Here is a 13,844-nt window from a genome sequence, read left to right as displayed (position 1 = left end):
CATGAGCAGCCTGCTGCCGATCAACGCGACCCCGCTGGAACGGGCCTTGGCGGCCGTCAGCACCGGCGACACAGCCATTGTCCTGCGCACCCTGTACAACCCCGATACCTGCCCGGCGCACCTGCTTTCGCAACTGGCCTGGGCCTGGTCCGTGGATCGCTGGGACCCGAGCTGGTCCGAGACGGTCAAGCGCAACGCCATCAAGGCCTCGTTCTTCATCCATGCACGCAAGGGCACCATTGGTGCGTTGCGCCGGGTGGTGGAGCCCCTGGGCTACCTGATCGAAGTGCTCGAGTGGTGGCAGATGATGCCCCAAGGCGAGCCGGGCACCTTTGCCCTGAAAGTCGGTGTGATGGAGACCGGTATCACCGAAGAAATGTATGCGGAGCTGGAGCGGCTGATCGACGATGCCAAACCAGCCAGCCGCCACCTGAAAGGCCTGGCCATCAGCCTGGAAAGCACCGGCGCGATGAACCTCTGCGCCGGTGTTTATGAGGGCGATGAAATTGATGTTTACCCGCCTGTGTTGAACGACATCGTCACTACCGGCGTCATCGGCAACTCTGGCCGAGAACATTCCATCGACACACTGGACATCTACCCATGATCGATCCAAACACTCAGTTCTTTGCGATTCTTACCGCCGTTGGCGAGGCCAAGCAGGCCAATGCCGATGCGTTGGGTATCCCCTGGAAACTCACGGAAATGGGGGTAGGCGATGCCAACGGCACCGACCCTATCCCTGATCGTGCGCAAACCCGGCTGCTCAACGAGCGTCGGCGCCGACCGCTGAACAAGCTGTCGGTCGACCCGGCCAACTCCAATATTCTGGTAGCCGAACAGATCATCCCTGCCGATGAGGGCGGCTGGTGGATTCGCGAAATCGGTCTGTATGACGCCGACGGCGCCCTGGTTGCGGTGGCCAACTGCGCTCCTAGCTACAAGCCATTGATGTCCCAGGGCTCTGGCCGCACACAAGTAGTGCGCATGAACTTCATCGTCTCCAGCGCGGCCAACGTGACGCTGAAGATCGATCCAGCCGTGGTGCTGGCGACTCGGCAATATGTCGATGATTCGATTGCCGATGCAGCCAACCGGCAAGATGCCAAGGCTTCGGTATTGGTAGCCACCTCGGGCCCGATCCAACTGGTCGGAGCCCAAACGATTGACGGGGTGGCGGTGCCGCTGGGCTCGCGGGTACTGGTTAAGGACCAGGCTCAGGCTCGAGACAACGGAATTTATCTCACGGGCGAGATCTGGAAACGGGCAACCGATGCAGACAGCAGCGCGAAGGCCACCCCCGGCCTGCTGGTCGCTGTCGAACAGGGCACAGCCAGTGCCGATACCTTGTGGCTGCTGGCCACGGATGGGCCGATTGTCCTGGGCACCACGCCGCTAACCTTCAAGTGCGTGACTCAGGGCCTGGCGCCGATCAACTCGCCGGCGTTTACCGGAGCTCCGACCGGCCCAACTGCAGCGCAGTTCGATACAAGTAAAGGCCTTGCTACAACGGAGTTCGTGCAGCGAGCGCTTGGAAATTTCGCAGGGCAATACGGCGTGGCTTCCAGTCAGACACTGACGCTTGCCCTTGCCGGCTTCATTATCAATGCAGGCGGCACGATAACGCTCACGCTACCAACCGCCACTGCTCAGAACGCTGGCGCAACCTATCAGATCAACAACGCCGGCAACGGGGTAGTGACTGTGCAGGCATCATCGGGACAGACTCTTTATGGGGTAGGTAACTCGATACCAAGGACATTTGTACTAGGGGCTGGCGATACGGTAACAATCTCTTATGTCGGGGGCGGCCAGTGGTATGGGTGGGGTGGAGTCCAGTTGGGTTCCTCGGCTTCATTTGCCGGAGCCTTAGCACCGGCGGGTTATCAGAGGTTGCCGGGAGGCCTAATCTTGCAATGGGGAAGTGCTGTATCGGCAGGAGGTGCAACGGGTAACTGGAATGCTGTTTTTTACATTGCGTTCCCGAATGCGTGCCTCAGCGCGGCAGTACTCGGCAACGGAGGGGCGACAGTGTTTTCTCTTGTGAACAAGGGCACAAACGGGCTCAAAGCCACGGCAATGTTGAGCACAACAGGCGTGCCGACTGCCGAACTTGGCGGTTTTTTCATCGCCCTAGGAAATTGAGGAGGGTCTATGTTCAGTTCAAAATCCACTCGCAGCTTCTACGTCCCAACCATTCACATGTCTATGCCGAATGATGTCGTCGAAATAACCGCTGAAAGGCACGCCGAGTTAATGGCAGGTCAGGCAGCGGGCCTGCTCATTGATTGGGGCAAAGACGGCTTCCCAGTGCTTACCGAGCCACCGCCACCGAGCGCTGAGGACCTTGCCGCCGTTGAACGGGCATGGCGAGATCAGCAGTTGACTGAAACGGATGGCGTTGTAACTCGGCACCGCGACGAACAGGAAGATGCTGCAGCCACGACCCTTGAGGCCGAGCAGTACACCCAACTCCAAGCCTACCGCCGCGCTCTACGTGCCTGGCCCGAGTCCGGCGAATTTCCGCTGAGCCAACATCGTCCATCAGCCCCAGAGTGGCTACCCAGCCTGACCCCATAAACGCCCCGCCATCCGGGGCATTTTCATATCCGCGCCTTGGCGCACCGTTTTCTCTTCCAGCCCCGCCACCCGGGGCTTTTTCATGTCTGGAGTTTATCCATGAGTGGTTTTTTCCACGGCGTCACCGTCACCAATGTGGACACCGGCGCACGCACCATCGCGCTGCCCACGTCCTCGATCATCGGCCTGGTGGACACCTTCACCGAGGGCCCGGGCGTCAGCGCCAAGGCCAACGACTTGCTGCTGATCACCAGCGAGCGCGAAGCCATTGCCGCCTGGGGCCCGAACGCGGCCATCACCAAGGCCTGCCAGGCCATCTACCAGCGGGCCAAGGCGGTGATCGTCGCCTGTGGCGTGGCCAAGGTGGACGATGCCGAACAACAGACCTCGGCGATCATCGGCGGCGTGCTGGCCAACGGCAAGCGCACCGGCCTGCAAGCGCTGCTGGACGGCAAGAGCCGTTTCAACGCCCAGCCACGCCTGCTGGTAACCCCCAAGCACAGTGCCACCCAGGCGGTCGGCACCGCCCTGGTGGCCCTGGCGGACAAGCTGCGCGGCCTGGCCATCATCGACGGCCCCAACACCACCGATGAAGCGGCCATGGCCTACGCCAAGAACTTCGGCGCCAAGCGTGCGTTCATGGTCGACCCGGGCATCCAGCACTGGGACACCGCCGCCAGCGCCACCGTCGATGCCCCGGCCTCGGCCTGGGTTGCCGGCCTGTTTGCCTGGACCGACAACGAGTACGGCTTCTGGGCTTCGCCTTCGAACAAGGAATTCGTCGGCGTCACTGGCACCACCCGGGCCATCGAGTTCCTGGATGGCGACGAGACCTGCCGCGCCAACCTGCTGAACAACGCCAACATCGCCACCGTGATCCGCGACGCCGGCTTCCGCCTGTGGGGCAACCGCACGCTGTCCAGTGATGCGAAATGGGCATTCGTCACCCGCGTGCGAACCATGGACATCGTCATGGACGCGATCCTCTATGGCCACAAATGGGCAGTGGATCGCTCCATCACCGCCACTTACGTCAAGGACGTCACCGAGGGCCTGCAAGCCTTCATGCGCGACCTGAAGAACCAGGGCGCGATCATCAATTTCGAGGTCTATGCCGACCCCGAGCTGAACACCGCCAGCCAGCTGGAGCAGGGCAAGGTGTACTGGAACATCCGCTTTACCGACGTACCCCCCGCCGAGAACCCGAATTTCCGGGTCGAGGTCACCAACCAGTGGCTGGCCGAAGTCCTCGATAAAACTGCTTAAGGAGCCTCAGCAATGGCAATGATTCCCGAAACCCTGGCGAACATGAACCTGTTCGTCGATGGCATCAGCTTTCAAGGCGACGTGCCGAGCCTGACCCTGCCCAAACTCACCCTCAAGACCGAGGAACACCGAGTCGGTGGCATGGACATGCCCATCGAACTGGACATGGGCATGGAAAAACAAGAGGCCGGCTTCACCACCACCGGTGTGCGCCGCGAATCCCTCAAGCTGTTCGGACTGACCGACAGCAGCGCCTTCAATGGTGTGTTCCGTGGCGCCTTCAAAGGCCTCAAGGGCAAGACCACGTCGGTGATCGTGACCCTGCGCGGCCTGCTCAAGGAAGTCGACATGGGCGACTGGAAGTCCGGCGACAAGGCCGAGATCAAGCACAACGTCGCCCTGAGCTACTACAAGCTGGAAGTCGACGGCCGCCTGATCTACGAGATCGATGCCCTGGGCATGAAGCGTGTGATCAACGGTGTCGACCAGCTCGCCGCCCAACGTTCGGCCCTGGGCCTGTAAGGAACTCCCTCGATGTCACAAGCAATCAATGGCACGCCGTCCTGGATGGTGTTGAGCCCCGAGAACGTGGTGATCAGCCTCAGCAAGGCGGTGTCGATGAACGGCGTGCAGTGCGACAAGCTCACCCTGCGAGCCCCCACCGTGCGTGATATCCGCGCCGCCAACAGCGCGGCGGCCGGGGATGACGAACAGCGTGAGCTGATGCTGTTCGCCAGCCTGGCCGAGGTCGGCAGCAAGGACCTGGAGGGCCTGACCCTCAAGGACTACCAGCGCCTGCAGGCCGGTTATTTTCGCCTGGTGCAAGACGACGAGCTTTGACCCGGCGGTGATGAAGGTGGCGGCGAAGCGGCTCGCCAGCGAGCTGCATTTTTGCGCTGAGGAAATCATGACCATGCGCTTTAGCGACATGGTCTGGTGGCTCACGGATTGAGCCTGTCACCACGGGGACGTCAAATGGCGAATAACGAGCGGGTATCGACAGTGATAACGATCGGCGGAGCCCTGGGCTCGACCTGGGATGCCGCGGTCAAGACGGTGGAGGGCCGGATCAAGGAGCTCGAAGCACAGGCCGGCAAGGCCCGGGTACTGGAGAAGGCCATCGGTGAAACCCAGCGCCTGCGCCGGGAGCTGAACCTGGCCCGCAAACAGGGCGCGGCTTCGGCCAGTGACTTGCAGGCCGAGCTCGACACCAGCTTGGACGGGCTGCGCAAACAGGGCATCCAAGTGCACAAGCTGCGCCAGGAGTACCAGGCCCTGGGCCGCGCGGCCCGGGGCCTTGAGCTCAGGGCCAGGGGCCAGCAGCAGATCGAGCAGGGCAAGACGGACCTCAAGTCCAGCTACGAGCTGGCGAAGAAAGCCGTGGGGGCGTTGGCGGTGCCGGTCAAGATCAACGCCGACTACCAGGCGACGATCCGCGACATTGCCATCAAGGCCAATATCGCCAATACCCCGCAAGAGGCGCAGCTGGCCCGCAATGTCCTCCAGGTTTCCCGGGATTCCGGGCTGGGTCGCGGCGAGGTCACCAGCCTCATCGCCGGGATGACCGCCAATGGCACGTCGTTGGACAAGGCCCAGCAGTATGCCGGGCTGGCGGCCAAGTTCGTGGTTGGCCAGGGGGCCGGCGTCGGCGACACCGCGACCCTGATCCGGGCCCTGGAGACGCACGCCGGGATCACCGATCCCAAGACCCTGGAGCGGGCGCTGGAGGCGATGGCCCTGCAAGGCCAGGCGGGCAACTTCGAGGCGGCCGACATGGCTCGCTTGCTGCCCGACCTGCTCAAAGGCGCCAAGGACATGAAGCTCACCGGCATGGATGCGGTGAGCCAGGTGGGGTCGATGCTGCAATTGCAGATGTCGACGGCCAACGGCGCCGATGAGGCGGCCGGCAACCTGAAGAACTGGATGGGCCAGATTCGCTCACCGGCCACCGCAGCGGCTTATGCCAAGGCCGGCATCGACTATGAGGGGTCGCTGCAGACCGGCCTGAACAAGAGCATGTCGACCCTGGAGGCGAGTTTCGCCCTGGCCATGAAGTACATCCAGGTCACCGACCCGGCCAAGGCCGCGAAGATGACCGCGGCCCAGGCGCAGATCAGCCAGCAAACCGATCCGCAGAAAGCCCAGGCGATGCTGGCCGACCTGGCGCAGTCGCTGCGCGGTGGCGACCTGTTCACCAACCTGCAGGTCAACGCGGCTTTGCAGGCCTACGCCCAGGGCCAGGATGGGTACCAGAAGCTCAAGCAGGATTCATCGACGGCCTCCGGTGTGCTGGACAAGAACCAGGCCGAACGCCGGGGGACGTCGGCGCAGATCTGGAACGAAGCCGATGGCGCGGTCGACAACCTGCAGCAGGCGTTCGGACAGGCCCTGATCCCGGCCACGGACCGCTTGGGCCAGAGCATCACCTGGCTGGCGAACGGCATGACCGACCTGACCCACCAGGCCGCTCCGGCGGTATTGGGGGTGACGGTCCTGGCCGGCAGCCTGCTGGCGCTGAAGAAGTTGCAAGCGGCCTATACCCTCGGCAAGGGCCTGTTCAACGTGGCCCGTGGCTCGATGATGGGCAACCCGGACTTCATCCAGAAGGTGCTGGTCACCAACCCGGGAGCCCTGGGTGGCGGTGATTACGACAGCGATATCAGCCGGGATAGGAAAGGCGGCAAGGGGCGCAGAGGGGGGCGAGGTGGAAAAGCCAAGGGCGGCCCTGTCGGCAAGACCGTCCAGAAGCTGAAGGATTTCTTCGGCTCAGGCAATGCGGGCAAGGCAGGCAAGGGTGCCCGGGTCCTGGAGGCAGGAATCTCGGCGGTTAAAAATAGCGGCAACCTGATCAAGCCGCTGATCAAGGGCGGCAGCGTTCTGTCCGTGGCCGGGGCTGTTTTTCAGGCTGCAGACACTCACCAGAATGCCAAGACCCGGGACGAGAAGGCCGAAGGTTATGGCAAGGCTGCCGGAGGCTTGGCCGGCGGCGTTCTGGGGACCGCGGCAGGTGCAGTAGCCGGTGTTGCCGCCACGGCGATGACCGGTGCCATGATGGGCTCGGCGGTACCGGTACTCGGGACGGTCGTCGGCGGCATCGTTGGGGCTGGGGTGGGAATCCTGGCGGCCTGGGCTGGAACCGAAGCGGGTGGTTTTCTGGGCAAGAAACTGTTCGGCGGCGATGCCTCGCTCAAGTCGATGCCTGCCGCCGGCCCGTTGATGATGCGCGACGCCGGCAAGAACCTCCCGCCGGTCATGGACGATATCGCCAACTCCTTCAAGACCGGGCAAACCCCGCCCCTGATGGGCCAGGTGGTGCGTGCGATGCCTCCGGCGTCCGGCACGGCCAGCACCCTGGCCGAACCCTTCAAGGCACCCTTGGCGCCGGCGATCGAGCAGCAGTTCAGCTTCGCCCCGGCGATATCGGTCACGGTCCAGGGCGATGTCAAGGACCCGGCGCAACTGGCCCGGGAACTGGAGCCCTACCTGCGTTGGCAGTTCGACGAGTACAGCCGCCAGGCCTCGGCTCGCCAGCTGTCCGATGCACCCCACGTTTAAGGAGACGCCATGGCCTACATGGAACAGTTGCAATCGGGGCTGCAATCCCTGGTGGCGGCAGCGGAGGCGGGACGCCGCAGCGCGGACGAGATGCTGGGGCCCATGAACGGGGCCATCGGCGACATCACCGGCGCCGCCCTGGAACTGGAGAGCCTGCCTGTAGTGGGACCGCAAGTCGGCACCCGGCTGCGGCGCATCCTGCGCGGCATCGATGCCGCGCAAAGCCGGGTCGGCGAGGTGGCGGCCAAGTACAGCCAGGCCGTCACGGTGGCGGGGCAGGTGCAACAGCGCCTCGGCGTCCTGCAGGAGCAGACGGCCAAGGTCGGGGCGGCGATCAACCGCATTGGCGGGCAGATCAGTCCCGCCCTGGGCACGATCTTTCCCAGCAGCGTATTCGCGGCCCGGCAGACGCCCGCGCCCGAAGCGGTCAAGCCCTTCCCCCATCTGCTGATTCTCCAGCCGCTGGGAGCTGCCAGCCAGCCGTACTACTTCAACCTGGAGACTGCGGCCTTCGACGAACTGCGCCGCCAGACCGGCTTTCGCTGGGCCGGCCAGGAGCGCCTGGGTCGCAGCCCTGCCCAGCAGGCGATGGGCCTGGGCGACGAACGCATCACCCTCAAGGGCGCGGTGTTCCCCGGGTTCAAGGGCGGGCTGGGGCAGTTGCAGGCCTTGCGCAGCATCGGCCGGCAATTGCGTCCGTTGAGCCTGACCACCGGTTACGGCGAAGTCCTGGGCACCTGGTGCCTGACCAGCCTCGAGGAAGACCAGGGGCACTTGCTGGCCGGCGGCATTCCCCGCAAACAAGCCTTCTCACTGGAGTTCGTAAGCTATGGCGACGACTTGCAGAACCTCTGACGGCGATGTGCTCGACACCCTGTGCCAGCAGTACTACGGGCACTTGAACGGCACTGTCGAGGCGGTACTGGATGCCAACCAGGGCCTGGCCGACGAGCCCCAGCCATTGCGGGCCGGGGTGCTGATCCTGCTGCCGGACCTGCCGGCGCCGGAGCAGGCGCTGGTCCAGCTATGGGACTGAGCCCCAGGTCTCGTAGGAGCGAAGCTTGCTCGCGATGGTCGCTGACGGTGGCGCGTATCGACTGGATAAACGCAACGTTCTCAAGCCCATCGCGGGCAAGCCTCGCCCCTACAAAATTCTTTATTGATCGGCACCAAGTGCGAGGCGTTTTATGACCCCAGAGTTTCGTATCGTGGCCGATGGTCGCGATATCACCGGCCAGATCAACGACCGGCTGCTGTCCCTGCGCACTTCGGACAAACCCGGCATGGAGTCGGACGAATTCGAGTTGCGTATCGACGACCGCGACCGCGCCGTGGTGTTGCCCAGCCGTGGCGCGATCATCGAGGTGTTCATGGGGTATGCCGGCCAGGGGCTGACCCGCCTCGGGCGCTACACCGTGGATGAGGTGGTGGTCTCCGGGCCACCGGACACCCTGGAGATCCGCGGCAAGGCCAGCGACATGCGCGGCAGTGGCAAGACCACCCGCAGCGGCAGCTGGGAAGACGTGCCGCTGCAACAGGTGGTCCGCGACCTGGCGGTCCGTAACGGCTGGACTCCGGTATGTCCGGTGGCGACCAGGGTGGTACGGGTCGATCAGCTCAACGAGTCGGATTTCAACTTCATCACCCGCCTGGCCCGGCAATACGACTGCACCGCCAAGGTCGCCGAAGGCAAGCTGCTGGTGCTGCCGCGCCAGGCCGGGCAGAGCGCCAGCGGCCAGGCCCTGGGAAGGGTCACCATCACCCGCGGCGAAGTCAGCCGCTACCAGTTTCGCCTGGGCGATGGCAGCAGTCACAAGGCCGTGCAGACCCGCCATCAGGACCCGAAGAGCGGCAAGTTGCAGGTGATCGAACTGGGCAACGCCGATGCCCCGGCGGGCGTGCCGTCGGTGCACACCGACCGGCACCTGTATCCGAACAAGGCGGCCGCCGAGCAGGCCGCCAGCGCACGCCTGGCGGCGTTCAACCGCAGCACCGCCAGCCTGCGCCTGGACATGCCCGGGCGCATCGATCTGTTTGCCGAACGCCTGATCGACGCCCAGGGCTTCAAGGCCGGGCTGGATGGCCACTATCTGGTGGATTCGGTCGAGCAGGTCTTCAGCCCGTCCGGCTGGAGCACCACGGTGCAGTGCAATGGCGGCAAGCACGGCAAGGCCCGGGCCAAGGGCAAGCAGAAGCCCAAGATCAAGCCGCTCAAAGTGCTGCAGCTCTAGGCCGACGGCACGGCTTACCAGGTTTTATCGGCATTCCCGGGGTTCGCTCCGGCACACCTTTATTCCTCACGATGCGGTTGTTCCGCAGGAGTCTTCATGAATTCGAGCATTACCCAGCCGGCCTCGGCGCGAGGCATCCGGCGTTTTTTCCGTGGCTTGATTGGTGGCTGTGCCCTGGTGTTGGCGAGCGCCAGCCAGGCCACGCCTTTTGTCCTGGCCTACACCGATGGCCAGGTCGAGGCGTCCTACGGCAACCTGCAAGCCTTCCACCGCAACCTCAGCGCCGTGGGCCTGGGCAGCACCTACGGCCTGACCGTCACTGGCCAGTTGCACCAGGAGGGCATGAACGACACCACCCGGCAGATCATCGCGTTCGCCAAGTCCAGGTCGTTGCCGCTGTACCCGACGGTCTCGGACTACAACGAGGGTATCGGGGCCTTCGACCCGGCCATTTCCCATTCCATCGTCAACAGCAAGGCCTTGAGTGCCGGCAGCATCAGGCAGATGGTGAAGCTGGCCCGGGATGCTGGCTTTGCCGGCATCAACCTGGATTTCGAGCAGGTGGAGCCGCGCAACGCCAAGGCGTTTTCCGCCTATGTCAAAGCCCTCGGCCAGGCCCTGCATGCCGAGGGGCGCAAGCTGATCATCAGCGTGCCGCCCAAGGTCGACGACCAGCAGCCCGAATACCTGCAAGGCTATGACTACCGGGCCTTGGGAGCAGCCGTCGATTACTTCCAACTGATGACCTACGACCAGGTCGGCCCGGGCTGGAGCAGCGGTGGTTTCCACGGCGAAGTCTGGCCAGGTCCGGGCACCGGCCTGGACTGGCAGCAAGCGCTGCTGGGCTATGCGGTGTCGCGCGTCCCGGCCGCCAAGGTGCTGTCCGGGCTGGCGACCTACGGCCAGGACTACAGCATCGGCAACCGGGTGCACTGGTCGGCCTACCCGGAAATCATCGCCGAGCATGGCGCCGTGACCCACCTCGATGCCCCCTCGGCAACGCCTTACGCCACCTGGGGCCCAGTCAAGCATTTCGCCGATGGCGTGCAATGGACCCCGGAGCGGGCGCAGCCGGTGCTCTGGTACGACGATGCCCGGAGCATCCGCACCAAGGCCGCACTGGTCGGGCGCCTGGGCCTGGGGGGGACCAGCGTCTGGGCCATGGGCTATGAAAACGCCGACTTCTGGACGGCGTTGCAGGCCGGCCTGGCCAGTGGCCAAGCGCTGCTGCCGGCCGGACGGCAATGATTCGCCCGGCCACCGAGACCGGCCAATAACCTTCGATGGACACAGAGCACCCAGCCATGAATGACGAAGAACTGGCGGCCATCAATCGCCTGATTGCCGCCCTCCAGGCCCAGGCCGATGGCCAGTCCGCCTTGAATGGCGCGATCCGCCTGCTGGCGCAGAGCAACCAGGCCCTGGTGGATCTGATCAAGAGTCGTGAGCCGGACCCCAACGCGCCCCCTTACCTGGACGGCTCACCCGCCCCCTGAGCACAAGGCCTGGCGCCTTGGGCACCTGCCCCGAGCAACACACCCACAACCCGCCTGATGCGGGTTTTTCATTGTTTTCTGGAGAACACCCGATGTCGATTCTTACCCAAGGTACGCAAATTTTCGCCCTGGTCCCATCCGTGACTGGCAGCGGTCCCTACACCGTGCTGGAAGTCGAGCACGTCACCTCCTTCGAGCCGGGCGGCGCGCCTGCCGAGCAGATCGAGGACACCAGCCTCAACGCCCAGGAACGCAGCTACAAGAAAGGCCTGCGCACCCCCGGCACCGCCAGCCTGGGCCTGAACGCCGACCCGTCCAATGCCAGCCATGTGCGCCTGCACCAGCTGTCCGAAGCCAACGGCGACACCAGCATCAAGTGGGTGGTGGGCTGGTCCGACGGCAAGGATGTGGCTCCGACCGTCAATGCCAAGGGCGACAACTTCGAGCTGCCGGCCACCCGCACCTGGTTCGCCTTCGACGGCTACGTTTCGGACTTCCCGTTCAACTTCGCCCTCAACGCCGTGGTCACCACCACCGTCACCATCCAGCGCACCGGTGGCTCCACCTGGATCAAGAAGGCCTGAGCATCGCCATGAACCTCAAACAACTCAAAGCCAAGGGCGGCATCGTCGATGCCCTGCCCGTGAAGAAGCAGGTGAGCTGGACTCACCAGGACAGCAAGAGCGGCAAGGAGGTGACCGACACCTTCACCCTGCACATCCGCCGGCAGTCCTTCGGGGTCATCGAGCGGCTGTTCGCCGACAGCGACAACGAGCAGAGCCGCAACGCCCGCTACATCGCCGCTTCGGTGGCGCTGGGCACCGATGGTGGCGAGGCCCTGAGCTACGAGGATGCCTACGGCCTGGAGCCGACCCTGGGGTTCCTGATCCTCAACGCTGTCAATGAGGTCAACGGCACCGGCGGTGCGGCAAAAAACTGACGGCCGCCGATGAGTTCTGGCACGAACTGGTGCTGAACGGAGTCGGCGGCCGGACCATTGCCGAAGCCAAGGAACGCATGACCTACCAGGAAGCCCTGGCATGGGGGCGCTATATCGACCGATATGGCTCCTTGCATACCGGTAGGCGGCTGGAGGCGGGCAGCGCCCTGGTGGCGCTGCAGACCCACCGGCTGGGCGGGGGCGTGGCGGAGTTGCTGGACTTCATGCCCCATGAACAACGTTTGGGCCTGTCGCTCGAACGCGCAATGAACCAGTGGCGCTGATCCCAGGCCACTTTCCCGAACCCGTTTCGACGGGTTTTCATGACCCGGAGAACCCCATGGCAACAGCTTCCCAAGGGCTGGACCTGAGCGGCCTGGAACGGGCCCTGGACAAGGCCCAGCGCATCACCGACCAGGCCATGCGCAACATGCAGCGGCGCATCGAAGAGGCCGGCAAGAAAGCCGCCGAGGCCATGACCCTGGCGTCCACCTCGGCGCTGGACGCCAGCTCCAGTGCCTTTGACGGCATGCGCAAGGCCTATGACCCGGCCGCCGCAGCGGTCGACCAGTACATCAAGAAACAGGGCCGCCTGGCGACATTGCTCAAGCAGAACAAAAGCGCTGAAACCGACTACGCGCAGACCCTGGAAAACTCCGGGAAAAAACTCGCGGCGTATTCCGATGAATTCGACAAGTTGCGCAGCGACGGCGCGCTGGCGGCAGCCCAGGTGGGCATGGGCGCGCGGCAAAAGGAGCGGGCCAAGCTTCTGAGCGACAACGACCTGAAGTACGCCCAGGCCCGCAAGGCCCTGGACGCCCAGTTTCCCCAAGGGGCGACCCAGGCGCCGGCAACCTATGCCGACCAGGCCGGGATCAAGTTCCCCACCGGCGATGCCTACGGCAAGGGCGGCGAGCAGGGCGACGAGTACGCGACCAGGCTCGAAGAGCTCAAGACCAAGCACAGCGAAACCGCGTTGCAGATCCAGAGCAACTACCAGCAGATGACGGACGCGATGCAGGACTGGAAGAACGGCGCCTCGGAGGCCTTCGACGACTACATGAACGCCTCCGACAACACCGCAGCCCAGTCGAAGGCAGTGTTCGCCAACGCCTTCGACAAGATGGGCGCGGGTATCGTGCAGTTCGCCACCACCGGCAAGTTTTCCTTTTCCGACTTCGCCAGTTCGGTACTCAAGGACATGGCGATGCTGGCGGCCAAGACCGCCGCGTCGAGGGCGTTGAGTTCGCTGTTCAGCATGGCCGGCTCGGCCCTGATGAGCCTATGGCCGGGCTCTGCTGCTGCGGCTCCTGCTGCCCAGCAGTTCACGGTGGATGGCGCCACCACTGTGTTTAAACCACAGCTGGATGCATCCAGCTTGCGCTTTGCCAAGGGCGGGGTCTTCAGCAACACCGTGGCCAGCGCTCCGACCCTGGCGCCCATGGCCTTGTTCGGCGAAGCCGGGCCCGAGGCGATCATGCCCCTGAGCCGGGGCGCCGATGGTTCCCTGGGCGTGGTGGCGCTGGGTGGCGCTCCGGCCGGCAACACCAGCAACCAGCAGGTGGTGATCCAGCAGACCATCAACGTCGGCGAGGGCCAGGGTGCCGGCCAGGGCGCCGGCGCCAATCCGCAGAACCTCGCCAACGCCTATGCCAGCGCCGCCCGACAGGGCGCTGCCGAACAGATCGCCCGTGACCTGAAGCCGGGCGGCCAGATCTGGTCCGTCATCAACGGCCGCTGATACCCAGCGGCCGAGACGGCTCACGCCCGGAGAAA

At 64.3% G+C, this 13,844-nt stretch carries 16 protein-coding genes; all 16 read left to right on the top strand.

Annotation, left to right across the window (positions count from 1 at the left end):
* The first annotated feature begins 1 nt into the window (after position 1).
* The 16 genes from LGQ10_RS13030 to LGQ10_RS12955 all read left to right on the top strand — a co-directional run bounded on the left by LGQ10_RS13030 (position 2) and on the right by LGQ10_RS12955 (position 13,809).
* The gene (locus LGQ10_RS13030; protein ID WP_226525788.1) at positions 2-607 is read left to right on the top strand and encodes a phage tail protein I; all 606 of its coding nucleotides are present in this window, start codon (positions 2-4) and stop codon (positions 605-607) included.
* On the top strand, positions 604-2,145 hold the full coding sequence (locus tag LGQ10_RS13025) for a phage tail protein (RefSeq protein ID WP_226525787.1): 1,542 nt from the start codon (positions 604-606) through the stop codon (positions 2,143-2,145). The genes LGQ10_RS13030 and LGQ10_RS13025 overlap by 4 nt, the downstream gene beginning before the upstream one ends.
* A gap of 9 nt (positions 2,146-2,154) precedes the next feature.
* Positions 2,155-2,580: a phage tail assembly chaperone gene (locus tag LGQ10_RS13020; RefSeq protein WP_226525786.1), complete on the top strand. Its 426-nt coding sequence runs from the start codon at positions 2,155-2,157 to the stop codon at positions 2,578-2,580.
* 99 nt (positions 2,581-2,679) lie between these two features.
* Positions 2,680-3,846, top strand: a complete 1,167-nt coding sequence (locus LGQ10_RS13015) for a phage tail sheath family protein (protein ID WP_226525785.1) — start codon at positions 2,680-2,682, stop codon at positions 3,844-3,846.
* Positions 3,847-3,858: 12 nt separating this feature from the next.
* Positions 3,859-4,368 (top strand): phage major tail tube protein, encoded by a 510-nt coding sequence (locus LGQ10_RS13010; protein WP_058436790.1) that lies wholly within the window; start codon positions 3,859-3,861, stop codon positions 4,366-4,368.
* A 12-nt stretch (positions 4,369-4,380) separates the two neighbouring features.
* Positions 4,381-4,686 carry a phage tail assembly protein gene (locus LGQ10_RS13005; RefSeq protein WP_058436791.1) on the top strand — a complete coding sequence of 102 codons (306 nt, stop codon included), beginning with the start codon at positions 4,381-4,383 and terminating at the stop codon, positions 4,684-4,686.
* Between the two features lie 135 nt (positions 4,687-4,821).
* Positions 4,822-7,401, top strand: coding sequence for a phage tail tape measure protein (locus LGQ10_RS13000; RefSeq protein WP_226525784.1), 2,580 nt, complete (start codon positions 4,822-4,824; stop codon positions 7,399-7,401).
* Between the two features lie 9 nt (positions 7,402-7,410).
* A complete protein-coding gene (locus tag LGQ10_RS12995; protein WP_226525783.1) occupies positions 7,411-8,256 on the top strand; it encodes a phage tail protein in 846 nt (281 codons plus the stop codon).
* Positions 8,231-8,437 carry a tail protein X gene (locus LGQ10_RS12990; RefSeq protein ID WP_058433330.1) on the top strand — a complete coding sequence of 69 codons (207 nt, stop codon included), beginning with the start codon at positions 8,231-8,233 and terminating at the stop codon, positions 8,435-8,437. The genes LGQ10_RS12995 and LGQ10_RS12990 overlap by 26 nt, the downstream gene beginning before the upstream one ends.
* Positions 8,438-8,588: 151 nt before the next feature.
* A complete protein-coding gene (locus LGQ10_RS12985) occupies positions 8,589-9,632 on the top strand; it encodes a phage late control D family protein (protein ID WP_226525782.1) in 1,044 nt (347 codons plus the stop codon).
* Between the two features lie 96 nt (positions 9,633-9,728).
* Complete coding sequence (locus tag LGQ10_RS12980; RefSeq protein ID WP_226525781.1) at positions 9,729-10,880, top strand: glycosyl hydrolase family 18 protein; 1,152 nt, start codon at positions 9,729-9,731, stop codon at positions 10,878-10,880.
* Positions 10,881-10,936: 56 nt separating this feature from the next.
* Positions 10,937-11,128 carry a hypothetical protein gene (locus LGQ10_RS12975; protein ID WP_058433276.1) on the top strand — a complete coding sequence of 64 codons (192 nt, stop codon included), beginning with the start codon at positions 10,937-10,939 and terminating at the stop codon, positions 11,126-11,128.
* Positions 11,129-11,220: 92 nt separating this feature from the next.
* A complete protein-coding gene (locus LGQ10_RS12970; protein WP_226525780.1) occupies positions 11,221-11,712 on the top strand; it encodes a phage tail tube protein in 492 nt (163 codons plus the stop codon).
* A gap of 8 nt (positions 11,713-11,720) precedes the next feature.
* Complete coding sequence (locus LGQ10_RS12965) at positions 11,721-12,068, top strand: phage tail assembly chaperone family protein, TAC (RefSeq protein WP_226525779.1); 348 nt, start codon at positions 11,721-11,723, stop codon at positions 12,066-12,068.
* Positions 12,069-12,097: 29 nt separating this feature from the next.
* Positions 12,098-12,352 (top strand): hypothetical protein, encoded by a 255-nt coding sequence (locus LGQ10_RS12960; RefSeq protein WP_058436284.1) that lies wholly within the window; start codon positions 12,098-12,100, stop codon positions 12,350-12,352.
* Positions 12,353-12,408: 56 nt separating this feature from the next.
* Positions 12,409-13,809: a phage tail tape measure protein gene (locus tag LGQ10_RS12955; RefSeq protein WP_226525778.1), complete on the top strand. Its 1,401-nt coding sequence runs from the start codon at positions 12,409-12,411 to the stop codon at positions 13,807-13,809.
* Positions 13,810-13,844 lie beyond the last annotated feature (35 nt).

It is taken from the genome of Pseudomonas sp. L5B5 (assembly GCF_020520285.1).
Taxonomy (GTDB): Bacteria; Pseudomonadota; Gammaproteobacteria; order Pseudomonadales; family Pseudomonadaceae; genus Aquipseudomonas.
This window is presented reverse-complemented; position numbering and strand designations above follow the sequence as displayed.